Origin of the sequence: Algoriphagus sp. 4150 (genome assembly GCF_031457395.1) — a bacterium.
In the GTDB taxonomy this organism is placed as follows: Bacteria; Bacteroidota; Bacteroidia; order Cytophagales; family Cyclobacteriaceae; genus Algoriphagus.
The window spans coordinates 84,728-111,439 of record NZ_JAVDWS010000016.1 but is presented as its reverse complement, the minus strand read 5'-3'; the positions used below and the strand labels follow the sequence as shown (position 1 = coordinate 111,439).

Sequence of the window (26,712 nt, the reverse complement as noted above, 5' to 3'; positions counted from 1 at the left end):
TCTTTAACTTATTCGAGTTGAGGAATTTTTCAGAACTGATTTTAGCATGATCAAGAAGTTTTTTCTAACCAAACTTTCCGCCTAATCAGGTTTTTATAATCCCATTGGGCTTGTCCGGACTTTTCCAGCCAAAAACCAAACCGGATGGGTATGCCAAATTTTACTTTCACAATCCCCCATGATTAGGTAAATCAAAATGACTTTGAATCTTAGAAAACTATATCCTAATTAATCCTACCTGACAATATATACAATTCTAAAAAAAATACATCCAAAATATTTAATTTTCTTGCAATAAATATTATTTAAAAATGTCGTATTTATACTATTTTAATAAAACAATGCAATCTAATTTTGCACTTTTTTTTCTAAAAAAGTATTATATTTTTTTAGAAAAACCTATGTAGCATAATAATAACATAATTCGTATGGTCAATAAAATTACAATCAATTAAATTCCATTATTATGAAAATCAAACCATTCCTGAAAAACAAATTATGGCTACCGTTTATGCTAATCGCAATCATGATGACCGCGTTAGCCTGTTCTGAAGATGAACCTACTCCAGATGCCCAAGTGTATGAAGTTACCGGTAATAACTTCAAGTTCTATTCAAATCCCGAAAAGTATAAGGGAATAAACAACAGAAGAGCAACTTCTGAATTTTGTTCATTTGACTGGAATATTGAAAAAATCAGCAGGAGCGGTAGCACACTGGAGATCGAGGTGAATGTTCCCGAAACCTGTGAAATCGAATATGAAATGATATGGGACGGTTCCCTTTTCTTTGTGAATCCTCCCGTTGCAAATATTTTCTTAAACCTGCTTTCGGAGGGATGCCAAAACAGCGAATCACGGAAAACCATAGTACTTACCGTGGAATTGAGCCAGGCATTTAAGAACCTGTCAGCAGAGCAGCTCACTACGATCAATTTCAATTTCCAGGAAGTTTGTGCTATCGTGGACTTACCCTGCAACGGGGACTGCGATGTGTCAAATTAACCTATTGAAATGAATATTCACACGAAAACCTACCGGATAATCAAGTTTTAATTGGGTATTTTCCTCTATTCATTTTTTGGATTTACCGGTTTAAAACCCGGTAAATCCATTTAATATGAAATCGAGCATGTCGAAGACGACACACAACTTGTCCCGAACTTGCTTCGGGAGAGGGATGATTATTCAACGTGCGAGATTCTCCCGAAGAAAAATCGGGACAGGCTATCTGACCATTAAAAATCAAATTATAAACAGATGAAAATTACCATCACAGGTTCCCTGGGAAACATCAGCCGTACGCTCATCGAAAAAACAGTGGCCGGAGGACACCAAGTGAAAGTCATCAGTTCCGATCCTGGAAAAGCAAAAGCAATTGAACAACTCGGGGCTAAACCCCTGATCGGTTCGTTGGAAGATCCGGAATTCCTCTCCATGTCCTTCAGGGATTTAAGCGCAGTTTACACCATGGTTCCGCCCAATTTCTCTGCCCCCGATTACTTTGCATTTTCTGAGGTAATCCACAGCAATTATGCACATGCAATTCAGGAAAACGAAATAAAATACGTGGTTAATCTCAGCAGTATAGGGGTGGCTCTTGCAGGCAGGGAACCAATAGAAGGGTATTTCAACCTGGAACAGATCCTGGATTCAATTCCCGGTCTTAATATAGTCCATCTTCGCCCCGGTATGTTTTACAGCAATTTTTACGGAAGTGTTGATTTGATAAAATATCGGGAAATTATCGGTCATAACCTTGCATCGACTGTAAAAATGCCCATGACACATCCCGGAGATATTGCCAGAGAAGCATTTAGGTATTTAAACCAATTATCCTTCCAGGATAGTAAAATCCATTACGTAATCAGCGATGTTAAAACCGGAGCTGAGATTGCTGAGATTATCGGGCAAAAATCAAATAAATCCATTCATTGGGTATAAGTTCTGCGATTTTCTGGGTGGATTGATGGATTCCACCCTCAGTATTGAAACCAAAAGCTTCTCCCAAGTTCATGGTATTTCCGGTGAATTCTTCGCTGTGGTATCCATATCAAAAGGATCGAAGCCCAGTTCATCATTTTTGCCTTTTGTATGATCAGACGAGACGGGAATGGCAATCCGATTCTTGTCACCTTTTGGTCTGCCGGACTCACTGAGGCTTGTGGCAAGTATGGAATTGAAAGCTTTGACAATCGGGAAGTCCAATATTTCCTGCACCCAAATACTGTCTATGTCCGAATGATCCAACCCTGCAATAAATCCATCGCGCAGGACAGGGTAATAATTGGAGAAGGATCCAACTATCCGGAATTTCCGGATAGTTCAACTGGAGGAAAAAAGGAAAATTGAACAAAAAGCACAAGATCAAAACCTGGACTGGCTCAATCACTTTGCCAAAGGCCTTGAGTTACTGGATGATTATGATCATGAGAACCTTGATAAAAAAGGATTAACTAAAAGACAGGCAAACTATCCTGAGCTAGCTGACTATCAAAAGGTGATTTTTGCTATGAGATCAGATTTCGAATCCGGTGTATTTGGAAAGGAAAAAGACGGAAGCTTTGAAAGCGCGGTTGCACAAATTAGCAAGGGTTTTGGTGAAGAGGACTTCTACCCTACTCTAGAGGAAAAAGCAGCTACGCTTCTTTACCTGATTGTCAAAAATCACGGCTTTGTGGATGGAAATAAGCGGATTGCAGCAGCATGCTTTCTTCTCTTTTTGCAGTCAAATGAGCTATTGCATAACGAGGAAGGGCGTTCAATCATCAGCAATAATGCACTGGCCAGCCTGACCTTGTTCATCGCTTCCAGCAAACCGGAGAGCCTGTCCCGACGAATGACGGGAAAATGGAAACAGTGAAGAAATTGGTTATCAGTGTTTTGAACAGGAATTACTAATTTTTCTCAAAATCACACTATTACTAGGGGTGGATTCAGTCTACCCCTTCTTTTTTTGGTAAGAAAACTCCATTCATCGATGCGTTACCCAGTACATCATTAAGGATTAGAAGTTTCAAAAAACGGTAATTTCCAAGAAGCCCTAAAGTAAACTCCAAAGAAATTAAAGCCGTGATTATATTTGAAAATCAAAAGTGTCAACCATATTCAGGACGCCTCACCAATTATTTCTCCCACATTTCCCTGGCGGCTTCAGAATCTTTGGCTTCATCCAAAATGTAAATGCTAAAGGAATCCAATCCATAAAGGGCAGTGAACAAGCCAAAGGCCAAAAGCAACCACTACTCCAGTTTGAGGGTTATCATTTACTCTCGAAAGTAAATCCCTCTAACATAGAATAGGCTAAGCAAATGTTAATCTTCTGTCAGATAAAAAAAATCGAAACGTTGTGTTTCGATTTCCATAAAATTATTCTTCTCAGAATTACTTCTTCTTCGATTTCTTCTTTTTTTGAGCAGATTTTTTCTTGGCCTTCTTTTCTTTAAGCTTCTTTTGGGCTTTTTCTTTTTTGGCTTTCTCCTTTTTCTTCTTATCGGCTTTTTTCTTGGCTTTCTTATCCTTCTCCTTTTTTCTATCTTTTTCTTTTTTCTTGGCTTTCTTGATTTTGTCACGCAGTTTCTTTGATCCCTTGAGATCCTTATCCTTTGGATCTTCAGCACCCTTAACTGATTTATCCACAGTCAGACCTTTCCCAACAGCACCATCCATATCATTATTTAATTTTGTAGCAGGGGTTCCAGAACTAACTTTTGCAGGAGAAGATACTGCATCAGATTCTTTAGTCTTTCCATGATCATTAGCATCAGATTTCTTGTTTTCTTCCATTTCAAATACTTGATTTAAATTACTTTACTGTTAATTAAATATTAATCAAATGTACAATCATGGACCCGGTTGTTAATATTAAGTTTTCATCTCACCCGAAAACTTAACATTGGAAATGCTCAGTCTATCTGCCCGTAGCCTTAGTTTTTAATTGTTTCAGGAAATATGGAGTGTACCTAGGACAATCCCTGACTGAAAATGCCAATTTTTAAGGCAAGAGTTAAATGAAATAATCCAACGGCGAATTTAATCCCCGTGAAAGTATCAACTCATTCGCTGCGCAATGACTTAGTCGGATTTGTGGTGATGGTCTTCTGGCTTTGAATCCAGATGACACCCATAATCAACAAAACTGCCGCCAACACAATAAGCCCAAAAGTAACCCACGGGATTTGGGTTCTATAGGCATATGATTGCAGCCATTTTTGGGAGATTACCCAAGCTACCGGAACGGCCACAAGCAGGGCTATCATCACTACCCATACAAATTCCTTCACCAATACAAGCAGTGATTCAAACGCGGTGGCTCCAAAAACTCTCCGTACTCCAATTTCCTTTGTTTTACGCAAGGTATTAAATGTGGCCAGTCCCACTATTCCAATAATCGCAATGATTATGGATATCATGGAAAATGCCAAAACCAGATTGGAAGCGATTGACTCAGTTTTGTATAAATTATCGAAGGTTTCATCCTGAAACCAATACTTGAGGAGCAAGTCAGGTTCGATTAGCTTATAAGAGACACTGATCGCCTCAAGTGCCTTTTGAGCCTCCCCATTCCTGTATTTAATATATATACCGGGGAGGTATTCAATTGGGCTTCTATAAATAATCAGAGGCTGAATAGATTCTTTCAGGGATGACGTATGTAAATCATTTACCACCCCTACGATTTCACAATCCAGGTAATCGTGGATTCTTATTTTTTCACCAATCGGATTTTCAAAACCAAAATAGGCTGCAGCTGTCTCAGTAATCAAAGCCTCCGTGGCAAGTGAGTCTTTTGTCAGCTTTTCGGCTAAAAAAGATCTTCCTTCCAGCACTTGCAGCCCGAATAATTCACTGAAATTGGCTAAAGCCCCGATGGTCTGAAAACTGATTTGGGAATCGGGTGATTTGCCTGCCCAATCCACGGCAAGAGTGTTATTGTCCATTACCATGGGATTTGCATTCGCAGCAGTCATATCTGTGACCGCGTCGCTCCTAAGCGTCTCACTTTTGAAGGCATCATAGCTTTTGAGCAGTCTATAGCTAGGCTCTAATCGGATCATATTCTCCCTGTCAAACCCCAGGTTCTTCTGACGGATAAAATCCAACTGGAAATAAATCACCGAACTGAATAAGATGATTCCTAAGGAAAGGCAGATCTGTACAGCCATGAGTACTTTTCGAATATTCAGGGAGCCGTTGAAATTGCTCGCTCCCTTGAGTATACCGGCAGATTGGAAAGACGACAACACCAAAGAAGGATACAATCCTGCCAGCAGCGCAACAACAACCATAAAAATCAGCAGGTAAACTACATTCATTCCGCCGATCAGCGAAAGGGATAAGCTATCTCCAATGATGTTATTGAAAATGGGTAGCCCCAGTACTGTCCATCCTATCCCCAATAGAAATGCAGCTAGAACCATCACAAAGGATTCACTCATAAACTGGGCCACCAAGCTGCTTTTCACCGCTCCTATTGCCTTTCTTACTCCGATTTCTTTGGCTCTCAAGGTAGCCTTGGCAGTGGATAGATTTACAAAATTGATGACTGCCATAACCAATACCAGCAAGGCGATAAGAATGAACAGCCTCACATAATCAATTCTTCCTCCGGTAGCCTTCCCGTTCTCATAGGTATTATTTAAATGCCACTCTGTAAATGGAACTGCTTCATAGGCCATTTTTTTGGATAAATATTCTCCCCCTATGACTGCGGGATTATTAAGCTTACCAGAAAGTTGCCCGGCATCCACATTGGAAACTGTTTTTAGGTAAACATCAAAAAACCAGGACTGCAGCCTTTCATCACTGATTCCCGTTTGCCTTTGATAAATTGAAAATGGGAGTGCAAAATCAAATTTGATGGAAGACTGGGAAGGGATATCCTGAAAGACTGCCGCAATAGATACTTCCTTGGATCCGTCAATCTTGATGATTTTCCCAAGGGGGCTTTCTTCGCCATATAGTGTCTTGGCCATTTTGTCCGATATGGCTATCTGCGCCACGTCTTTCAACGGATCAGGATCTCCACTTAGAATCGGAAAAGTAAAAGTGGAGAAAAGGCCCGGACTGGCGTACACTCCACTGAAATAAACACATTCTCCGGTTTCAGTCTCCGGCCAGAAGCACAGTTCATGCGGCCATCTTGTTCCCGTGGATATATGGGTGACTTCTTCTACTTCAGGCACACTACTTACGTCAATATTGAAACCCGCAGTAAATTGTGTTTGGTACGAATCATTTGCATCTATATGCGTAATCACTTTATACAGGTTTTCAGAATCCTTGTTGAATTTATCATAAGACATTTCATTGTTCACCCACAGGACAATCAGGAAAGTGCAGGCAAACGCTATGGATAAGCCAAACAGTGACAGCAGCGAATGGCCGGGGTTTCTTCGGAAACTTCTTAAAAAAACGGTCAGGTTATTTTTTAGCATGGCAGCAGTTATTGCGTTTGAATAGGTTTTTGAACTTCTCTTTTTGATATTTTTTATCCTGAAAAAACGGATGACATTCCATACAAACTGCCAGTTTGCTGCCCGCTTGCTCTCTCCTACTTTCCTGTCGTACAACTCGTAGATATCACCTTGTATCTCATCGAGAAGGTCTGGCCTGCAATACCACGCAAGGAATTTATCAGCCCATTTGGGAGGTTTCTGCATTTTCATTGCAAGACCTAAGTCAGTTTAAATTCAAATGCCGGTTTCGGTATCATGGAGTAAAGCTGGTTTCTTAAGGCCTGGCTTTCATCAAGTACGGTTTTTCCGGCAGCTGTAAGCGTAAAAATCCGCTTTCTCCTACCTCCCCGCTCTTCCCTGGGCTCACTCATATGTGACTTTAAAAAACCCTTTTCTTCCAGCCGGATTAACACAGAATGAATTGAGCTGATATTCAATGACCGGTCTGCCTGAATTTTGATTTCATCCATGACTGACACACCGTAAGCTTCAGGATATAAAACCCCGACTGTCAACAGAATCAGCTCTTCCAATTCTCCCAAATATGTTCTCATCTCAAGAATATTAATATGTCCTACGAAAGCAAAAGTAATAAATATGTTTCATTTTTGTAGGACATATAAAAATAAATTTTTCCCAACTTAAAATCCAGACACTTGAAGCCTCCTAACAATAATTATTTGATCTATTTTTGCTCAAGCCGCTTAATGATCTTCAATGTAGATCAGACTCGTGAGTGGACGGAATAAAAAATCTTCCGCAACAGCCGATAACAGCAGTCCTCTCCTATAATTTCCTGTAATATCAGCTCATCATTCGTGTAGTTCATGTACACGAATGACGAGCTGATAGTATTATATACCTAATCCACCCGATTCCCTTTGGTATCAATGTAGAAAACTTCTTCATCTACATACACTTCAGCTTTTCCGGTTTCGTCAAAATCATAGGCGTAATCATACTTTAAAGGGATAACTAATTTGCCTTTTGTGTCGATATAACCGTAAGAACTGTCCAGCCTTACAGCAGCCATTCCGTTATTAAAACTAGAAATGTAATCATAGCTGGCGGGGAGCACTATTTTCCCTTTTGGGGTTATTACCCCATATTTCTCTGCTTTCTCAAAAATGATTTTGTTCTCAGAACTACTATAAAGATAATCATACTTGCAAGACACTATTAGTTTCCCTTTTTTGCTTATCAGGCCGTACCGATAGCTCTTTGAATCAACTACTACGGCCACCCCGTCAAAAAATGAGTAGTAAAATCTAAATTGATGTGGGATTACAAGCTTTCCATTTTTGTCCTCTACACCGTAAATTTCATCGTACTCATTTACTTTTTTTGCAGCCCATCGGTAGCCGTTTTCAAACTCGGAATCTTCTTTATAGTCCCCATCAATGGAAAGATCTTCATTGATTGTAAAATAATCTTCCCATCCCATAACTTCATAGTATTCAGGGACTTCAAACAATGACAAAGGTACAACTATGTCAGCAACTGAAGTGGCGACTATTCCAAAATCAAGAGAATTAGAAGTAAAACCAATAGCCAAAGCTGCCCCTGGTATGTCATTCAAATAATCATACTCCTTATAGTAATAAGCAGGGATCTCCTCTGCATACCATACAATAATGGAAATATTCTCGGCTCCATTTTCTTTCTCTTCGTCCGGATAACCGTCAAAAATCCAGTTCTCATCCTCAAAAGTGATGACTGCTTGTTTTACGGGTATTCCTGCAATGGTTTTTAGTGAATCCGTATAGGTTATCTTCATCCCCAATGCCTCCCCATCGCCGGTTTCATTGGAAGCATCCATATAAGATTGACCCAAATAATTGAAGGTCTTATAAGCTATTTTGGAAGCAGTGTCTAATGTATAGGCCTGGTCAGATAGCTTGTCAATAAGGTGGATTTCCTTTTTAAAGAATTGCTCTTCTACCCGGATTTTGTTGTCACTCACATAAATGGTAAGGATCTCCTCGTCTGGGCTGAACATTGCCATTAATCCCATCAAAGCAGTAATATCTTCTTCATCTATGGCATCTATATTTTCGTTCCTGTATTTTTCTACATTCAGGCTCAGGGCAAACTGCATTTTATAGGCCGGGAGGGTTCCAGTTGGAATGGTCTGAGTCCAAGCCACTTGGTTCGCACCAAATAACATTAAAACAATGAGCATCAGCCAAGTTGGCTTTGGCCCATTCAAAAGTGAAATTGTGTTCTTCATACGATTTATATTACTGATCAATTATCGCAAAAGTAATACAACCCGATTCATTGTAACATAACTGAAAACAGGGGTTTTTGATCAAAAATCCTTGTTCTTTACTTCCTGATATTTCTTAAAATGTGTATATCCGGCATATAAAAACCCAAAACCAACTAACATAAAAATAGCGGCAACAGACCATTTCCCTGCTAATAGATAGATCATGTACACGATGTCCTGTATGTGTATGGTTTCTCCTTTTTCATACATAACTAGCTGATTATAAAAATAATTTGCGACCCAGAACATCAGCAAGGCAAGCAGTACAGCTAAAACAGTATTTACTATATATTGTTTTTTTGGAGACCCTGAGTATTCATAATCTTCATTGTCATTTTTCCCCAATCCCATACCTTGTTGATTTATTTTATCATAGAAAAATAGCTCATGATAGCAATTCCGGGCTTATTGTCTTCGTGAGCTTCCACTACTGAACCTGTTTTTCTTAAATATTCCAGATTTATTTTCAGTGTTTCATCTTCAAAATCACTATTGGAAAAATCCGCAGCTTTTAAAGCATAAAAATCTTTAAATGTTTCGTAACTTTTAATACTCTGTTTAATATAAGCCACCTTTTCGTCTTCAGCTTTTACTACCTTCACCGCTTTAAATTTGGGAGCTTCGCCATTGACAAGTAGGTTGACATAGAGTATATCATTCTCTTTGATATGCTGCCTGTCTATTATCGCTTGCCCCATTGTCTTGCTGTCGTCATTCAGCCCAAACGGATTGGTAATACCCATTTTCATCATCGTAAAGGGAATTAGCCAAATCAACAAAATAAAAACCGCACCGGAATAGTAGTAAAAAGGTGTTTTGAAATTTTTCTTCTCTGTTTTAAAAATTACATCCAATTTTTTGGTCCAATTTTTTATTGGGATTGTCTGCTCACAGGAATTGCACTCTAAAATTGCTGTTTTCCCGGCTGGCAAGATTGGCGCAAAAATCCAAGTATATTTTAGAAACAAAAATAGTTGCAAATGCCCCTTATTTTTACAGTTTGGACATTCCAACTCATTTATTTCAATAACTTTAACCTGTTTACTTCTGATTTGATAAAATATCATTTTTAGTTATTATGTATGTTTTGGATGGACTTTTTTTATAAACCCTTTTATATCAAATTATATTCAGTCGCCAGTTTTATTACGGTAGACATACCGTTTGCCCCAAATTTCTCGATCAGGTTTTTTCGGTGTGACTCAACAGTATGTGGGCTTATAAACAATTGGTCGGCAATCTGAGTGGATGTTTTTCCATTGGCAATAAGTTTTAGTATTTCTTTTTCCCTTCGGGTTACGATGGGTATGGTATTGGGTTCTGAAGCATCTGAATTGTAATAAATGGCTTTTGATTGTTCACAAAGATATAATTCACCATTCATTACCTGATGAATGGCATCTATGATTTGATCTCCCAAGGAATTTTTTAATACATAGCCATTCACTTTGTTTTGCAGTGCACTGCCTATTACCGCTTTTTCATTATGCACGCTTAGGATGATGATTTTCAAATCAGGATAGCTCTCACGCAATTGCTTGCTAAGCTCAATACCGCTTGTATCGGGAAGGTTGATATCAAGCAGAATCAAGTCAGGCACTTCAATTTTCAATGCTATCAGCGTGTCATTTGCATTGCTGAACAGTCCCAATAGCTGCATTCCTTCTTTGCTTTCAATCAGGTTTTTGAGTCCTCCCAAAACAATGGGATGATCGTCTGTAATGTATATCTTTATCATTCGTATGGAAATTAATCAATTGGGCAGTTTACGATGACCGATGTTCCTGTACCTTGCTCACTGTCAATATGCAACGAGCTATTTAAAATTTCTAAACGGGCTTCCAGATTAGCCAATCCAAAGCTTCCTTTCTGAGAAATATTGGCAGGATCAAAGCCACAGCCATCATCTTCTACGGTCAGAAAAAGCAGGTTTTCGCGCATTTGTAAATCCACTAAAATATGGGAGGCTTTTGCGTGTTTGAGGGCATTGTTGATCAGCTCCTGTGCCACACGGTAAATAGCCACCTGGGTGTTTTGTTTGAGTATGTTTCTTTGGTAATTAATCACTTGGTAGCTGATGTTTACCCCTGTCCGTTTTAGCGACAGACAATACTCCTTGAGAGCTTCATCAAGTCCATATTTCAGCAGAAGTTCGGGCACCATATTTCGGGCAATACGTCTTAGTTCATCTACTGCTTGGTCCAATCTGTCCAAGGTATTTTTGAGCAAGGTTTTGTTAGGTTGGGCCTCTAAGGTATTCAGTCCGCTTGAAAGCTCTATTTTTACTCCCGAAAGCAATCCTCCCAGTCCGTCGTGCAAATCTCTGGCTATGCGTGCCCGTTCGTTTTCTTGCCCATCAACCATTGCAGAAAGTACGGATATTTTATGTTCTTGCTTGATTTTGTCGATTTCAAGTTGATGTAACTTTTGCTGTTGCTGTAGGGATTTTGCACGCTGCCTGTATGCCGCAAGTAAGAATAACAAAGCAATAAAAATAGCTATAGACAGCAGGATGTAAATTAGGTTTAGTTTTTTGCGCTGAATGATCTGTTCATTCAGATTGGCTAGTTTTTGTTCTTTCAGTTCTGATTCATAACGTACTTCCAGCTCGCTGGCAACAGCCATTTTCTCACTGTCAAACCGCTGTTTGTACAACTCTACATATTTCTTATAAAAAGACAATGCCTCAGAAAAGTCTTTCTTTTCTTCATAAATTCCAGAAAGAGACAAGTGAATTTGAGCCAGTATATTGTAATCCGGCAATTCTTCCATCTGAATGTAAAAGGCAGCTTGTGACAAATAATTTACTGCGTCATCCAGTTTATTTTCACGTTGGGCATATTCGCTTTTAATTCCATAAGCTCCTGCAACCACCGAGTATTGCTTGGTTTCCATTCCTTTTTGCAAAGCAATGTTTGTGTAGTATAGGGCGCTGTCTTTATAAGTTTCCGGGTAGAATTCTGAGTATAAATTTGCCAGCCCCATCACATTTAAGGGCAATTGCGAAGAAACAGAAGTTTTATCTTGATTTTGCATCAAAACATCCACAGACTGCTTGTAGTAATAAAGTGCGGAATCCAGATCAATTAAATTAGTCGGTTTGGCCCTGTAGGCTGTTTCAAAAGTGTACGCCAGCGATTGAAGGGAAAAGCCAACCGCATCTATATTTTCGGAATGTTGTGCCGCTTTTAACCCTAATTTTGCATACTTTTTCATTTGGGAATAATCATTCCACTGGGCATAAATATTGTACAATTCGTTATAAACAGAAGCTTTTACCCTAAGATCATCTGCTGTAGCACTCTCTCCATAAAACTGAAGCGCGTTGATAAAGTTTTCTACCGCCTGAGAGAGATTTTCATTGCGGTAATCGAGCCAACCCCTGGCATACCAGACATAGGCTTTTACACTTGGGTTTTGGATTTTTTCGATCAGCTTGGAAGCCTCGTCCATCGTGTTTTCCGATTCATCAAAATTCCCGGTGATGCGCAGTTGTATGGCTTTTATGGCCAAAGTTTTGGCAAGATATTGCTTGTCATCCTGTGCTTTGGAAAGCACTATGGCCTGATCTAATAACTGAGCAGATCGTTCTTTTTCATCATTAAAAAACAGATGTGTAGCCAATTTCCCCTGAGCTAGGATTCGGTCGCCCGCAGCAAGTGATGGGTCCTGAAGTATTTGTTCTAAGGAGTCTTTAACCGATTGTCCCGATGAATCATAAACACCAAAAAAACAGAACAATAAAGTGATTAAAAACCGATTGAAATTTAAGCAGGTGCACTTCATCCGTTCAATGTGTTGAAATATAAAATATAATCTGAAATAAAATTCATCAAAAATAGTCCTTACATCTATACTTCTGAATAACTGTAATCAGGGATTTTTAAGTTAGTAATAGAGTTTTTAGTTTAACAAGATAGAATCCGTTAAAAATTTGCATGAATTAGTCTCCGCAAACGGGGATGAAAGTACATTTGGAAAATAGGGCTTCGGCGCTACCGGAAAATCACTTCAAAACTGTGACTTTTGCGTAACCCTTCCCTATCTCCAAAGCTAAAGCAGACTTTCGGAAAAAATACTGACTGCATTCTCGTCATCACGACTGGCTTTCATCACCCCACTTCCCATAAGTGAGACAATCACGGAGACTTTAACCTGAATTATGCATTAGAAAATCTATTACGGCTACTACAAATGCTAATGCATAGCCCGGGTTTAACGGTTAGTTATAATGATACTAGCTCCCTTCCGGGAAAAGTAGCTCAATGGTGATAGGTTTTCTAACAACATCCTGAGGAAGGGTTACAATCACCCGCCCGCAGTTCCGTTGGATTGATCTTAGGCATTTCAGATTTCGTTCCAGCCTTTTCGGCATACACCGTAATACTGAAAATACCGGTCTCACCCTTATTGAAATCGAAAACTTCTTCCTCGGTAAGGTATTTGCCCAAAATGTCTTCGGGAATGGTTATTGGCTTCTCTTTCTGCAAAGTGATATGCTGAAATCCCATGTCTTTGATAAACCGCAAATAATCGTTTCGTTGAATAGCGCCTGCTACGCAACCGGCATACATTTCAGCATCTTCACGCAAGGCCTCCGGCAAGTCACCTACCAAAACAATATCCGAGATGCTAAAATGCCCACCGGGTTTCAATACTCTATAAATCTCTCCTATCACTTTTTGCTTGTCAGGCACAAGATTAAGTACACAGTTGCTTACAATTACATCCACGGTACTGTCATTCACAGGCATGCTGTCTATGTCCCCTTCACGAAACTCTACATTGACATAACCCAATTTCTCGGCATTGGCACGGGCCTTTTGAATCATGGCTGGAGTGAAATCTATTCCGATTACTTTTCCTTCCAACCCAGTCTCATGACGCGCAATAAAACAATCATTACCCGCACCTGACCCCAAGTCAACGACAGTGTCTCCTTTTTGTATTTTTGCAAACTGTATGGGTAACCCACAGCCCAATCCCAAATCAGCCTCTTCCAGATACCCTTCCGTTCCTGTATAATCATCCATCATGATATTGTACACTTTATTGGATGGGGAGGTAGCACCACAGCAGGATGCTGCATTTTCAGCTTTGCCTTGTCCGGCTATTTGAGCGTATCGCTCTTTCACCACATTTTTTAACTCTTGTTCTTTATTCATAGCCTTCTAGTATCGTGACATCAAGATAGTGATTAGTTTTTTGCATCATTCCCCAAATCTAAATTTTCCGGAATGTATCCAACGATCCCGGTCCCCCCATTATAGCAGATTTGCCTACTTGGATATCAATAGCCAAAGCGGCGCAGAGAAGCCAAAACTATCTCCAAGCCCGCTTTTGTTGCTATGAAATATTAACTAGTGTTAAGTGTAAAAAGTACCGGACAAACCTGTCAGGTTTTGCTATTAGAACCATAAGAACCTACTTATTTATCAAAAATCGATGGTGTAAACCTGACAGGTTTTGGTTAACACTACACTAACACTTAAATGTGTATTACCACAGTCTCTATTTTCCTTTCTCTCTCCCCATACGACCAAGGCAATAGCCAATAATGGCAAGCGGGATGGCCATCAGAAATGAAGACAGGATATCCCAGAACCCATCTCTGACCAGAGCTATTATCAGTCCGGCAAGTGTGACCAGTCCCAGTAGTATCGGGACTCCCCATAAGCGGAAAAACAGATTATTATTCATGTAGTAAGGCTGTCTTTATTTTGGTTTCCTTTAAGGTAATATTGGCTGTTTTCATTGCCCGGAAGCGGGAAATCCACAAGTACAAACCTGTCACGAGAATCAAAATGGTCACCAGATCCAGTATGGCCCAAATAATTTTCAAGGTCAAGCCACCATAATCACCGAAATGCAGGGGTTGGGAAAGGAACAGTACGTTTACAAACCAAGGCATTGCCCGCATATCCGTAAGTTCTCCGGTACTGGCGTCAAGCAGGGCTGGCATCACCAGTCTGGAGGTGAGTGGCGTAGTGCCTCTCAAAAACACCGCATAATGGTGCATGCTGGAGAAAGCAGTACCGGGCATAGCCACCAGTGCGGTTTTTTTGTCAGGAGCAGCATCTTCAGCAGCTTTGATAGCCAAGTCTAGAGAATAAAACGTGTCGGGATCAAGAGGTTTGGCATCGACATAGGCAGATGTCATTTCTGCCAACTGACCCTGCTGCCAAAGTCCCAGAACCACATCCGACAAGGTGTTGATCACGCCGGTAACGCCTACCACTAAAGTCCACACAAGAGCGACTATCCCCAGAAAATTATGGGTGTCAAGCCACTTGAGTCGTGCAGAACGATGGGTTCTGATCATTCCAAAATCATATTTCTTCATGATAGGCCCATAAAGTACAACACCCGAGATGATGGACACTACGAATAGCATACCCATCAATCCCATAAAAAGCTTCCCACCGATTCCTGCAAAAAGGTCTACATGCAGGCGAAGCATGATGTACATAAAGCCTTCAGCGGTTGCAGGTTCCTTGGCTTGTAGTCCGCTGGATTCATCCATAGGAAGTATGATGTAGTTGTCAGGTGGCGCATTGACCGAATCTGCCAAACTCAGGTAGACCAAACCGGGTTCGTCCTCAGTCCAGAACACGTACCGTACCACCTGGTCAGGATAGATTTGGTTTCCGTTCCGGATAATCTCATCCAGACTTACCCCCTCTCCTTCTATTTGGTGGTCAGACGGAGGATGTTTTTCCTCCGTCAGTTCCTCTATTTCATGGTGGAAAATCAGCGGCAATCCTGTCAGGCACAAGAGAAGCAGGAACAATGTGCAGACAAGACTGCTCCACTTATGCCACCAGAACCACCTTTTTGCGCTTTTTGCAGACATATCGGTTATTTTAGTTTTACAAATCCCCAGATCTGCCCGCCGTCTGTGACATTGAAGGTGCGTGTCGCCGTATATTCTCCCGTCAGTTCATAATACCCCTCTACGTTGTCTCCCGAATGGCTCACCCAGAAATAGATTTTCCCATCCAATTCGATAATGGCATCATTTGATCCCCAAGCGTAAAATGTTTTGGGCATCCCTTCAATTTTTGTCCGCTGCTTTGTAGCCAAATCAATGGCATAATAATCCCATATCTGTGCTTGCAGGTTGGAAAAGTCTGCTGCCAAAGGTTCTGAAGAAAATTGGGTGTAGAGCTTACCTCCTTTTACCAAAGCTGTGGCAAAGGTGCTTCTTTCCATATAGTCACCCGCTTTGATTTCCCATTCACGGTCAAAATCCGTCTCCCCCTGTTTTATCCTGATGATAGACGAGTTTTGGAAACCATTTCCCAGATCCGTGGCATAAAAATACAGTGCACCATCATCGCCCAACGTCCACATTTTGTTGCCACTGGATCCCCAACCTATGCTTTTCAGCCCATCGTACTTGATGGTTTTCTCCAGTTGGCCACTGGCAATATCAATCACGGCAAATTCCACGTAGTCCACTACGTCACCACCATATCCCTGTAAGGCAGTAGTGGAATAGGTGATGCCTGCAAATAACTTGCCTTCCTTGGCGGCTAGCGTATGCTTGCCGATTACCTGGTATTCGACTCCATCTACCTTCAAGGACGTCAGGTCTATTTCTCCCGTACGCTGCATGGAAGTAGGGTTGAAGGTTTGGATTTTCAGAAGTCCTCTTTCGGGATCCGGATAGAAGCCATGGGTATCATCCACGATCAGGTAGGAAGGCTGGGCATTGGGGATAAAACCGGCTTCCTCGACACGGCCATTTTCTACAAGGTATTTTTGCAACCCTGCTTCTCCAGCCGTGTTGAATTGGTTAAAAAACCACTTACCATAAGACCTGAAGCCAAAAGCACTGGCAATTTGCAGGGAATTGGTTTTTATGTTTGTGACATTACCTGAAGGCAATTCCTCGAATACCCCAAAATAACCACCCTGCAGACCTGAATTGAATGGTCCTGCAGAGGTCATCATGATATAATGGCCATTTTCTTCCTGTCCAGGCCCCGGGGCAGGGTCATTGTCGCTGTCGCAGGCGGTCCAAGCAAATAGGCAACAGCAGGCAACAACGTATTTGATAATTGATTTTGACATTTTTATATTGGTTTTCATATATGGAATATTTACTTTTTAGAAAGATGATAGAGTACCTTTAGGTGATAACTTCGACCCGCATTTTGTATCCGAAATTGGTCAAAGGCCGGCTTGTCCAATAGATTCCTGACCTGCATGCCAAGGGAAAAATCCCTCCCGAAAGGATGATAGGTAAAGCCCAGGGTATGAATGCTTTGATCGGGAATGATATTTCTTACATCGAGTTGGGCTTCTCCCCAAAGTCCCAAAAATCCCTGTGGCTCCATGTTTCGCGGCACCGCATCCAGATAATACTGCCTCACAAACTGGAAATACCAGTACACTTGCAACTTGTCTTCTTTTCCTAGAAGGTTCTGAAAATCTCCCTGTAGAAACAGGTTGGAGAAAAAGTAGGGAGTATTTCGAAGTCTGGATTTTTCCATGCTTGGAGCATTGGTATTGTAGTGTCTAAGCTCCTGTACAGTGAAATTCCCTCCCCCTCTTAGCCAGGAGGACAGCATAACCGAACCGTCTGCTTCTATTCCAAAACCCCTGACCTCCTCCATGTTTTTACTTTGGCTGAACAGCAGGTTATGGGGGACCAGTAGGATAAGGTCCTCTGTCAGTCTATAAAACGTGTTGAATTCAAAGAAATGTCCCTTTCGGGAGTTCAACCTGTATCCTGCGTTTAGGTTCAGGCTTCTTTCAGGTTTCAGGGAAAGGTTGGGTAATTTTCTGTCTCCATCTCCAAAGAGTTCGTCCTGCTCCGGCATACGCAGTGCCACCTCCCCTGAAATCCGCACAAAGGACTGATCTGAGAGAGTTAGCTTCAACGCTTCGGCTATTCCCCAGTCCTGACCTTGCTGATCATGATGGACGGCACGACCCTGATAATCCGCATCGGTAGCATTGGCTTTATAATTGTAATATTTGACAGTCAATTGATTACTTAATTTTCCTTCGATGAAATTGGAAGTTACTCCCAGCGAAACGGCTGTCTTGTTATATACCCCCTTCGTAGAAAGCACATCCTCCCGGGTATCTGAGAATACCGGTCCCATAGGATCCCTCCCCACTCGGGAAAATCCTGAAAATACCGTGTTGAATTCCAGTCTATGCTGCTCGGACAGGGCATATCCAAGATAGGTTCTCGAGGTGCGGTAACTATAATCCAGATTGGCCATCGAGCCCCTGACATTGAGCTCTCCAAGTCTAGAATCGGATGGGAAAAACTCGCCGTACCAATTATACTGACCTCTGGCGGTATCCAATTGCTGGACATGTATGGTATTGGCTACCATAAAATGATCTATATCCAATCTGCCATTTAACGCTGTATGACGATACCTTAAGGTGGGTATTACCGAATGTTGCCTGTTAGTGGCCGCTCCTATGGCCTGATGCATAGATGCACCGTAGTTGATTTGGCGGTCTATTTGGAATACGGTCAGTCCTATTCTCAGTTCCTTGGTCCAGGATCTATTGGCAATACCTCCATATACTTCGGTATAAAAGTTTCGAAATCGGTTATGAAACAACTTCACCTCGTCATCGTATTGGGTCCCTGTCTCTTGATCCGTGATCCTAACCTCTACGGGGTAGTTATTGGCGGCATTATTGTAAAAGGCATCCAGCCCCACAAAATAAGGACTGGTGTCATTCTTAAAAAATCCACTTAGGGCTGCCCTGTGGGTTTGAAAAGAGCCTATTTCGTAAGAGACATCCAACTCCTTTCTATATGCCTCACGGCTGACAAAATTCAAGGCTCCACCCAATGCATCCGCTCCCAACTTACCCGGCAGAGCCCCTTTATAAACTTCCACCCTTTCTATCATATTGATAGGCAAGAGTGACAGATCGAAACCTCCCCCCAGATAATCCATGGGGATCTCATCTTTGAAGTATCTAACGGAGCGGTTTTGAAACCCATTCATCAGAACATTGGACCTTGCCCCCACGGCACCCGTTTGTCTTATCCTGATTCCTGCACTCCGGTTGAGCAGGTCAACGAGTGAGCTGGGCTGTTCACGGACTTCCCGAGTGCTTACAGCCTGTATCAGTATAGGCTGCTCGGCGAGTTCTCGCTCAATAGACCGTGCAGATACCTCGATCTGCTCCAGCAAGTGATTGTCCGAATCCAATACGATCTCCAGCTGCACATGTCTGGTTTCGGCAAAAGAAAGCGGCTGGATCTTCTCCTTATAGCCAAGGAAGCTGATGATAAGTACGGCATCCTTAGGGTCTATATTGGAGAGAGAAAAATATCCGTTCTTGTCACAAACGGTGGATAAATCTGATTGACTGACTTTTACCACCGCTCCGGGCAGCGTGACGCCATCATCGCCGTACACCACACCACTACAAGAAAATGTTTGCAGGGAATCACTTACACTGTCTTTTACATTGGGAAAAGCCAAAACGAAAGCATAAGAACTTAAAAACAAACATGTACTTACAAATGCCCTGAAGACGCTCATTTTGACCACTGACTGATCCATAGTTTTGTATAAATACTTTTTTTATGCTTATTTAGACTTAATTTAAATAGAGAGGCAAATATAGAAAAGACGAACTACGCCAGATGCAATTTTGTGTACGCAAGATGCAGTTTATGAAGGGATGTGGGGAGTAATTAACAAGGAGAAAACAAGATGAAAATTATTCGCAGTTGGGATGAGTTTAACGATGCATTTTCGGTTTCAGAGTACCCGGATGAGTATCGATTGAAGGACACAGACGGTGTACAGGAGTTTAATTTAGAGTACCGGTCAGAAATTTTTCACCACGTCACCAAATGTATTTTTATTGACGGAGTCCATATCCATTTTTCCAATAAATCGAACAAGGAAGATTTTGGGTACTTTGTCCGCACAGACAGCCCCTACCTTCAGATGCATTTTGAATTTTCAGGCGGTGGATTCTACACAGCCAAAGCCAAGGGTGATATGGACTGTGCAATTCCGGCCGGACACCATACCCTATTTTATTTTCCCGCTCTTTTGGGACATTTGATCTACCCCTCTGTTACAAATGGATGGGGGATTGAGATTGAGCTATCCTACCATTACCTAAATAGGATTTTTAATGGCAACTTTGGTGTGCTGGAGGGTTTTATGGAACAAATAGACAGGGAACGCCCGACCATGCTTGGAGGCAAAAGCCATCCGATAACTTCTAAAATGAAACAAATATTGATGGATATCTATCATTGCTCTTATGTGGGAGCACTTAAAAGAGTTTTTGTAGAAGGAAAATTGATGGAACTGCTTTGTCTACAAATAGAGCAGCTGACAGGAACGGGTTCTGATGCTAATAGACATTCGCACCAACCGAAAAAAGAATTGATGATGGAGGTAAAACAGCTCGTGGAAGAAAATATCAACCAGCCTTTGTCCATAGAGGAGCTTTCGAAGAAAGTAGGTGTAAACAGGACAAAACTTCAGCAAAGTTTTAAGGAAACCTTTGGGAAGACAATTTTTGGACACCTGACTGACCTTAGGATGGAAGCCGCTAGAGAACTTCTGATCTGCGATCCCTCAATGAAAATATCGGAAATAGCTTTGAAAGCTGGCTATAAAAATCCTAACCATTTCTCCGTTGCCTTCAGAAGGAAGTTTGGCTACTTACCCAGTACAATGAAATAGAGGACATTGAACTGACAATTGGCCTTTTACCGAGCCATTGGGCGGAGCTATGGGACCCGGAAGGTGGACCCCATCTATCGCTCCGGTTTTTACTTTTGCCACAGGCTCATTTTTTACAGAATGAAATCACGCTAAATGGCCTTTTTACGTCCTCTCCGGCTTTTGTCTTTACCTGATCGAAATAATCTTCAGTATTTTCAAGTGAAAAGCCAGCCGCCTCCATCAAATCCACCACATCAGTCTTCTCGTATAGGCGAAAGCCGAATTCTGCAAAAGGCAGTTCCTGCATAAAACTGCGAGGGGCAAAGGCGATGACCAGTCGGCCATTGGGAGCGAGGACCCTGTATAGCTCAGATGCCAATTGAGCCGGATCAGTCCAGAAATAAATGGTATTAACAGTAAATATTTTCCCAAAACAACCTGCCTCCTTGGGAATAATCAATCCGTCATAGATTTCAAATTGGGTTCTTGAATGGAAAGAATTACCCGTATTTAGCTCAGCCACATTCCGCATTGTCTCGGATATTTCCAGTCCGGTGTAATGAATTCCTTCAGCCTGCTCCATGAGAAAAGGAAGATGCGCTGCATTGCCGTGACCAAGCTCCAACACACGATCTGTATCAGTTGCCTTAAGCAAACTTATAGCATTTTTGGTCATGGAAATATTGCTTTCATGCATTTGATCCGCCATCTCCAGACCACGCTTACCCGTAGGATTTCCGAGCTGGGAAGCAATCATTTTCATCTCCCTTACATATTTGGTTTTCATATATTTATCCAATTTAAAATTAAAAATACTTCTAATCTGTAAATTCCCTAGTCTCCCCTTTCCGTAGCTATTCCCACGGCAGGAATCTGACGTCATTTTCCCATGAATAATCAGTAAATCCGCTTATACCGTAATAACCTCATGGAACTCTGGACGCAAACATATCCCGCAAACCAAGACTAAAAATGGTCAATTTGAAGACAGGAAATCCGAAACACTAGAAGCAGAAACAATAGTCGGGCTATCTTGGAATCAAAAGTAATTAAAATACATTATTATTTAGATTGATTATAAATAAAAAAAAGGAAATGAAATCCCATTGGCCTTTAAGTTCAAAATGAACTGCCCCCTCTTTTCCAAGAGAAATTTTCAATGGTCCTAAGTAGGTAAAAATAGTTTCTCCGGTTAAAAATGGCAGGCAATGCAGAGCTGGCGCTACCGTGTTATTTCGCTCTGTTCAATCTCATTAACAAAGTCAGATAAGATCCCCCCTAATTGTTTTGCTTTACTGATCATTGGCAAATGTCCGCTGTCGATAGAAATTATTTTTTCCGCATTTAGATTCTGCGCCATTTTGTCCTGTAAAGTACTCGGAGTTGAATTATCATTTTCCAACTTAATATAAATCCGATTGGTGTCGGGCAGGATAAAATTGATTTTGGTTAGGTAAAGCGCCTTTGACTCCGGAGTGAATTCATTCACAATTTTCGAAGTTTGCTCAGCCGTCAAGTCGTTGCAGAGTTCACTTTCTATCGACTTTTGGGGTGGTTTCGTGCCAAATAGCCTTAAGATTACCGGCATTATCAATTTCTGGGGAAACGGCAAAGATGAAACAAATGAATTTCCATTTATTGGGATAATGGAGCCTACAGCAACAAATCCCCTTAATTCAGTTTTGAATTGATTTGCAACTTTTAGACCGACGAAAGCACCTATTGAGTGCGCAACGATGATAAAATGCTCTACCTTCCAATTTTTAATTTGGTTGACCGCAGCACTTACATAGTCATCAAAAGTCATCATATCTATCGCTTTTGAGTTCGTCTTTTTATTTGGGAAGTCAATAGTTAAGGTTGGGATATTGATTTCCTTTATCAAATCGGCCCATATTGAGGCATTCAAACCTGCTCCGTGGATAAATACTATTCCTATGTTGTGGTCCATACTATCACCTTAATTTTTGTGCTAAAAATAAGTATTGCTCCGGCAAATGATGTTGCCAAATATTGGGGTTGTCGGTGCTATTGCTGTAAATCTCAAAGTATTCTTCATCAGCACGAAGTACTATTGTATTCCCTGTTCGCACATAGTAATTACTCTTATAGTACACGGGACGCTCGAAGGCCGGCAATTGCTTTTTGACAGCCTGAGAGACCATTTTACCCAAGTATTTTTCATAATTTTTCTGGGCTTTTTGGCTTGGTTTGCTCAATTGGTTATAGGCCCTTTTCAAACCTATGTTTACCGGGAATTTTTGTTTTTTAATGACTGCTTTGGCATGTCGAAATGGATTTACAGAAGTAAAGTCATCCACTGTCTGAACAGAGAATGGGACATCAGGAACCCAATCAGCCGTATTGACTACATTATATGCCCATCCGCCTTCAGTCATTTTTTCATACTCATAGGCAAAAAATAAATTCCCGGGTTTTGGCCCGGCACTACAATAGGTTTTGAATCGAATATCTTGGGGTAGTTTTTTGTCAAGTTTTAAGTTCTCCAAATATGCATTGAGCATAAAGGTGATCCCACCGCCTTGACTATGCCCTGTTAATATAAAGTCCTTGATTCCTGCCTTATAGCAGGAGTCTATTTTCGCTTCGATTGTTTTTGAGAGGTAAGCCATAGCCACAAACCAGCCTACCTGCACTGCTGCATTCGGATCTTCGGCGAGCTTGTATTGGAACAAAAAATCTTTGTCAAGATGAAGTTCCCCCTTTGCAGGAATCATAGCAGCATACAGGTTAGCCAAAAAACTTGCTTCAGTCTTAATACTGCCCTGAACTGAAATCAAGGCAATAGGTTTTTCTTTATGAATCCATAAATCCCAAATATTGTCAAACGCAACAACGGGTGAACGATAAACAAAATCATATTCTTCCGGCGAAGGAATACGTTCGATTTTGTCCCATTCTTCTATTGGAATATGAGTCCTGTGATTAATCTTAAGCGTTTCAATATATTCTGATTTCTCAAAACCCGGATTCAAAACCTGACCCTGAACGGTTTGAACAAGAACTATAAAGCTTATGAGTATTGATGCTTTCATTCAGTTTTGTTAATCGACTTTCTTGAGAAATATTCCAGAATCATTTTCAACACTTTACTTACTTGGTCAATTTCCTAAAAAAGGAGAGGTCTTCCAAATGTCACCAGCTTCACATCTGACTAGTTAAAAACCAATTTGTGCCTTGCCAAATTGAGCCAATAACTTCCAAAAGGATCATACTTATATGCCTCAGCTCACACCACTATCCTTACCGGCTTCTTGTCCAAATCTATAGCAACAAAAGTAAATGAGCCCGAAATCGCTTTTTCTCTGACATCTTCATACATCTGCTCCACAAAGACCTCTACATGTACTTTGAGGCTTGTATTTCCCACATGAACCACCCTTCCGCATAATTCAATAATAGTTCCTGCGGGAATAGGCTTGGTAAAATCAATTTTATCACTGCTGATAGTCACCATCCGCTGTCTGCTAAATCGGGTCGCTGTAATGAAAGCTACTTCATCCATCAAATGCATCGCGGTTCCACCAAAAAGTGTGTCATAATGATTGGTGGTGTTTGGGAAAACCGCTTTAAATATCCGGGTTTCTGAAAGCTCTATTTTTTCTTCAAGGGTCATGTAATTTCTCTTTCTAGTGCAATAAAATGGACAATGCCTTGTATTGAATTGATCAGGGGGAATGAAATTCAGCATACGGGTTTACCTCATTCTACAATTTGTCCGGTTTTCTGTAACACACCTGATCAAGTTTCAATTTTGTGGCAACTATTGTCTACTACAAATTAAGTGAAAATACAGCGTCTTTTATTTTTTCCTTGCGCTTTAGATTAAATGAAATATGCGTCATCAGACGATTGCCCGCCAAGGCACGGTCATTGGCTAAATTCTGGGAGATGGGTAGCTGATAGTTGGCGCCCAGAGAAATCTGTCCCACATTGATCTCTATTCCAAGAACATTACTGAGCAAATTGCCTCCTGACTGGTACACCGCATAGCGATTGTAAAGAAGATCCTGTGGCTGGGTCTCATATATCACCCCAACATTAGGAGCTATGCGGATTTTGTCCTTGATGTTGAACTTATAATAAGCCAGAACATTGCCCGTGAATTTGTTGCCATAGCGGTAATCGTAGTTATTCTCCGTGTTAAGTTTATAACCGGCATTTACATTTACACCAAAATCCATCAATCTGACATCGTAGGCCGCATTGATCAGGAAGTCGGTACTCCCCGACCCCAGCTGAAAGTTATTGGGGGAATCAGGCATTACCTGCTCTCCGTCTTCGTATTTTCCCGTAGGAGCTTTGATACCGGCTCCCATCCAAAGCGAATGTGCCAGAAATTTTGCATTGCCGGTAGTAATGCGTGATTCAAACAGCTTGTAATTAAGAATGGCGACGACATCTCCAAGTCCTTCCTTCTGCCCCTTCACATTCCCCTGCTCTATCTCTCGGGTATTAAAGTTATAAGGCACTATCGCCATGACTCTCCATTTGCTGCCAAAGTTCCACGCACCCCATACTTCGATGCTCCGGTATGTTTCATCTGAAGTGAGCGGCGTACGGTTACCGGTCGGCCCCAGATGCGTGGTCAGCAATTTGGATTGATAGCGGATGCCAATAAACTTGTCGCTGAAGTCAGGGAGAATTCCCAAATAATAGCTTCCTACACCACAGCCGCAAATATCACAAGCCTTGGCTCCAAACGGCAAAAAAGACAGTATTACTATGATATATAATTTGATTTTCATGTGTTTATAAATTAAGTTTTTTCTTTTAGAGAAATAGTCGAGTGAGTTTAAATGGGTTATTAAATAACCTTCTGTATGATCCTGTAGGTACTGGGTCAAGCCTGTCTGCCACAGGCAGGCTTGATTTCTTTGTTCTTTTGGCTTGGCCCAAAAGAACCCCGCCACGTCGGGCAGGCAAAAGGCCTAGACGCCAGCAATCTTCCCCCCTCAGACCAGCCGCACCCTTCCGCCTGAGGCGGACAAGCTGTGCTGCGTCACCCCAACGCGCCCTAACAACAAGCAAATCTGCTGATGCGGTGTATGCCTGGATATAATCATCCCCCTGTGTGTTCCCGTAGGTACGGGATCATGCTCGATTTCATGTGTTTATATTTTGTTTTTAAGCCCCCGATTAGTCGGGACACGCTATGGAATACCTACCTGAAGCAGGCAGGCTCGATTTCATTGTGTATAAGGACTATTAATAGCCGGCTCTGCCAACAATGGATTGGTGACAAAATCCCGATCATTTAAGGTTGCTAAGAATTCTATTAAGTTATCTTTTTCCGTATCTGTCATTTTCACCCCGATTGTTCCATCCTTATTTCTGAAGATGGGGTCCAAGGTCTCAGAATCAATCATTCCCGAGCGGTAGTGTTCGATCACCCGATTAAGTGTTAAAAACCTGCCGTCATGCATGTACGGCCCTGTATACTGCCAATTCCTGAGACTTGGAACTTTAAATTTGTAGTTATCCGCTTCATTGAGTGTAACTTCAAATCTCCCCCTGTCATCCACATGATTAGGCGCAAGCCCATTGTTGCGGTAGCTTTGGTCTGTGAGCAGGGGTTCGCTGTGGCAAGCGGCGCAGTTTTTCAGAAATACCTGATATCCGGCAAGCTGATTTTCGGTAAATGCCGCTCCTACTTCATTTCTTCGGAATTTATCATACGCTGAGTTATCACTGACCGCCATCAGCATGTATTGGGAAAGCGCCATGAAAAAGCGTGCATCCGTAATTTCCCCGCTTCCGAATGCCTTTTTGAAAAGTGCGGGATATTCCGGATGTTCGCGTAATTTCTTCAGCACATTTGGCACATTTTCATCCATTTCCACCGGGCTGGTTATCGCATTGACAGCCGCCAGATCCAAGTCAAAAACCCCACCGTCCCAAAAAAACTCATCACTCCAAGCCATATTCATGATCGGCATGGGATTTCGGATCCCCAGCCGATCATCTATTCCGTGGCTCACATCATGGCCATGATGGGTAAATGCAGCGCTCTGAATATGACAGCTTCCACAGGCGATCGTATTGTTGCGGGACAGACGCGGTTCAAAAAAAAGCTTTTTACCCAATTCAAATCCGTCTTTGGTCACCTCATTTCTCGAAAAATCATAAGAAGTCTCTGGAAAGCCTTCCGGCTGAATAAAACCATGAAACAGCTCAGGCTCTTCATTCCCTGAATGACAGGCGACTGCCAGTACAACCAGCAGCACGACAACGGGCAATAAATGGAGTATTCGCTTCGAACGGTTAATAATTTCCATCTCC

Annotated in this window: 24 protein-coding genes; 4 read left to right on the top strand and 20 right to left on the bottom strand. The window is 41.5% G+C overall.

The features are described 5' to 3' along the window. Positions 1 to 466: 466 nt before the first annotated feature. Positions 467 to 1,003, top strand: coding sequence for a hypothetical protein (locus J2X69_RS18315; protein ID WP_310106596.1), 537 nt, complete (start codon positions 467 to 469; stop codon positions 1,001 to 1,003). A 255-nt stretch (positions 1,004 to 1,258) separates the two neighbouring features. After that, positions 1,259 to 1,942 (top strand): NAD(P)H-binding protein, encoded by a 684-nt coding sequence (locus J2X69_RS18310; protein WP_310106593.1) that lies wholly within the window; start codon positions 1,259 to 1,261, stop codon positions 1,940 to 1,942. A gap of 69 nt (positions 1,943 to 2,011) precedes the next feature. On the opposite strand, the gene J2X69_RS18305 is transcribed toward J2X69_RS18310, so the two are convergent. Beyond that, the gene (locus J2X69_RS18305; RefSeq protein WP_310106591.1) at positions 2,012 to 2,218 is read right to left on the bottom strand and encodes a hypothetical protein; all 207 of its coding nucleotides are present in this window, start codon (positions 2,216 to 2,218) and stop codon (positions 2,012 to 2,014) included. A gap of 67 nt (positions 2,219 to 2,285) precedes the next feature. Here J2X69_RS18305 and J2X69_RS18300 point away from each other — a divergent pair, with 67 nt between their 5' ends. Further along, entirely contained in the window at positions 2,286 to 2,861 is a 576-nt protein-coding gene (locus tag J2X69_RS18300; protein ID WP_310106589.1) for a Fic family protein, read from the top strand. A 521-nt stretch (positions 2,862 to 3,382) separates the two neighbouring features. Here the strand turns inward: J2X69_RS18300 and J2X69_RS18295 are convergent. The 13 genes from J2X69_RS18295 to J2X69_RS18235 all read right to left on the bottom strand — a co-directional run bounded on the left by J2X69_RS18295 (position 3,383) and on the right by J2X69_RS18235 (position 19,281). After that, the gene (locus J2X69_RS18295; RefSeq protein WP_310106586.1) at positions 3,383 to 3,784 is read right to left on the bottom strand and encodes a hypothetical protein; all 402 of its coding nucleotides are present in this window, start codon (positions 3,782 to 3,784) and stop codon (positions 3,383 to 3,385) included. Between the two features lie 269 nt (positions 3,785 to 4,053). Then, the gene (locus J2X69_RS18290; protein ID WP_310106583.1) at positions 4,054 to 6,666 is read right to left on the bottom strand and encodes an ABC transporter permease; all 2,613 of its coding nucleotides are present in this window, start codon (positions 6,664 to 6,666) and stop codon (positions 4,054 to 4,056) included. 8 nt (positions 6,667 to 6,674) lie between these two features. Beyond that, positions 6,675 to 7,010: a helix-turn-helix transcriptional regulator gene (locus J2X69_RS18285; RefSeq protein WP_310106579.1), complete on the bottom strand. Its 336-nt coding sequence runs from the start codon at positions 7,008 to 7,010 to the stop codon at positions 6,675 to 6,677. 308 nt (positions 7,011 to 7,318) lie between these two features. Beyond that, the gene (locus tag J2X69_RS18280; protein ID WP_310106578.1) at positions 7,319 to 8,686 is read right to left on the bottom strand and encodes a WG repeat-containing protein; all 1,368 of its coding nucleotides are present in this window, start codon (positions 8,684 to 8,686) and stop codon (positions 7,319 to 7,321) included. 81 nt (positions 8,687 to 8,767) lie between these two features. Beyond that, entirely contained in the window at positions 8,768 to 9,079 is a 312-nt protein-coding gene (locus J2X69_RS18275) for a hypothetical protein (RefSeq protein ID WP_310106576.1), read from the bottom strand. Positions 9,080 to 9,090: 11 nt separating this feature from the next. After that, entirely contained in the window at positions 9,091 to 9,795 is a 705-nt protein-coding gene (locus tag J2X69_RS18270; RefSeq protein WP_310106573.1) for a hypothetical protein, read from the bottom strand. 47 nt (positions 9,796 to 9,842) lie between these two features. Continuing rightward, positions 9,843 to 10,466, bottom strand: coding sequence for a response regulator transcription factor (locus J2X69_RS18265; RefSeq protein ID WP_310106571.1), 624 nt, complete (start codon positions 10,464 to 10,466; stop codon positions 9,843 to 9,845). Positions 10,467 to 10,477: 11 nt separating this feature from the next. Beyond that, positions 10,478 to 12,514 (bottom strand): sensor histidine kinase, encoded by a 2,037-nt coding sequence (locus tag J2X69_RS18260; RefSeq protein WP_310106568.1) that lies wholly within the window; start codon positions 12,512 to 12,514, stop codon positions 10,478 to 10,480. 494 nt (positions 12,515 to 13,008) lie between these two features. Then, on the bottom strand, positions 13,009 to 13,893 hold the full coding sequence (locus tag J2X69_RS18255; protein WP_310106566.1) for an arsenite methyltransferase: 885 nt from the start codon (positions 13,891 to 13,893) through the stop codon (positions 13,009 to 13,011). A 346-nt stretch (positions 13,894 to 14,239) separates the two neighbouring features. After that, positions 14,240 to 14,428 (bottom strand): hypothetical protein, encoded by a 189-nt coding sequence (locus J2X69_RS18250; RefSeq protein WP_310106564.1) that lies wholly within the window; start codon positions 14,426 to 14,428, stop codon positions 14,240 to 14,242. Then, positions 14,421 to 15,581, bottom strand: coding sequence for a PepSY domain-containing protein (locus tag J2X69_RS18245; protein ID WP_310106561.1), 1,161 nt, complete (start codon positions 15,579 to 15,581; stop codon positions 14,421 to 14,423). Before J2X69_RS18245 ends, J2X69_RS18250 begins: the two co-directional genes overlap by 8 nt. Before the next feature lie 5 nt (positions 15,582 to 15,586). Beyond that, positions 15,587 to 16,804 carry a hypothetical protein gene (locus J2X69_RS18240; RefSeq protein WP_310106559.1) on the bottom strand — a complete coding sequence of 406 codons (1,218 nt, stop codon included), beginning with the start codon at positions 16,802 to 16,804 and terminating at the stop codon, positions 15,587 to 15,589. 29 nt (positions 16,805 to 16,833) lie between these two features. Next, a complete protein-coding gene (locus J2X69_RS18235) occupies positions 16,834 to 19,281 on the bottom strand; it encodes a TonB-dependent receptor plug domain-containing protein (RefSeq protein WP_310106557.1) in 2,448 nt (815 codons plus the stop codon). A 153-nt stretch (positions 19,282 to 19,434) separates the two neighbouring features. Here J2X69_RS18235 and J2X69_RS18230 point away from each other — a divergent pair, with 153 nt between their 5' ends. Then, the gene (locus tag J2X69_RS18230) at positions 19,435 to 20,427 is read left to right on the top strand and encodes an AraC family transcriptional regulator (protein WP_310106555.1); all 993 of its coding nucleotides are present in this window, start codon (positions 19,435 to 19,437) and stop codon (positions 20,425 to 20,427) included. A 106-nt stretch (positions 20,428 to 20,533) separates the two neighbouring features. Here the strand turns inward: J2X69_RS18230 and J2X69_RS18225 are convergent, their stop codons facing one another. The 6 genes from J2X69_RS18225 to J2X69_RS18200 form a co-directional block, all read right to left on the bottom strand. After that, positions 20,534 to 21,196 carry a class I SAM-dependent methyltransferase gene (locus tag J2X69_RS18225; RefSeq protein ID WP_310106554.1) on the bottom strand — a complete coding sequence of 221 codons (663 nt, stop codon included), beginning with the start codon at positions 21,194 to 21,196 and terminating at the stop codon, positions 20,534 to 20,536. 435 nt (positions 21,197 to 21,631) lie between these two features. Beyond that, positions 21,632 to 22,360, bottom strand: a complete 729-nt coding sequence (locus J2X69_RS18220) for an alpha/beta hydrolase (protein ID WP_310106552.1) — start codon at positions 22,358 to 22,360, stop codon at positions 21,632 to 21,634. 4 nt (positions 22,361 to 22,364) lie between these two features. Continuing rightward, positions 22,365 to 23,465, bottom strand: coding sequence for a lipase family protein (locus J2X69_RS18215; protein ID WP_310106550.1), 1,101 nt, complete (start codon positions 23,463 to 23,465; stop codon positions 22,365 to 22,367). A gap of 194 nt (positions 23,466 to 23,659) precedes the next feature. Further along, positions 23,660 to 24,046: an acyl-CoA thioesterase gene (locus J2X69_RS18210; RefSeq protein ID WP_310106548.1), complete on the bottom strand. Its 387-nt coding sequence runs from the start codon at positions 24,044 to 24,046 to the stop codon at positions 23,660 to 23,662. 157 nt (positions 24,047 to 24,203) lie between these two features. After that, a complete protein-coding gene (locus J2X69_RS18205; protein WP_310106547.1) occupies positions 24,204 to 25,178 on the bottom strand; it encodes a hypothetical protein in 975 nt (324 codons plus the stop codon). 441 nt (positions 25,179 to 25,619) lie between these two features. Then, the gene (locus J2X69_RS18200; RefSeq protein ID WP_310106545.1) at positions 25,620 to 26,708 is read right to left on the bottom strand and encodes a cytochrome c peroxidase; all 1,089 of its coding nucleotides are present in this window, start codon (positions 26,706 to 26,708) and stop codon (positions 25,620 to 25,622) included. Positions 26,709 to 26,712: the final 4 nt, after the last annotated feature.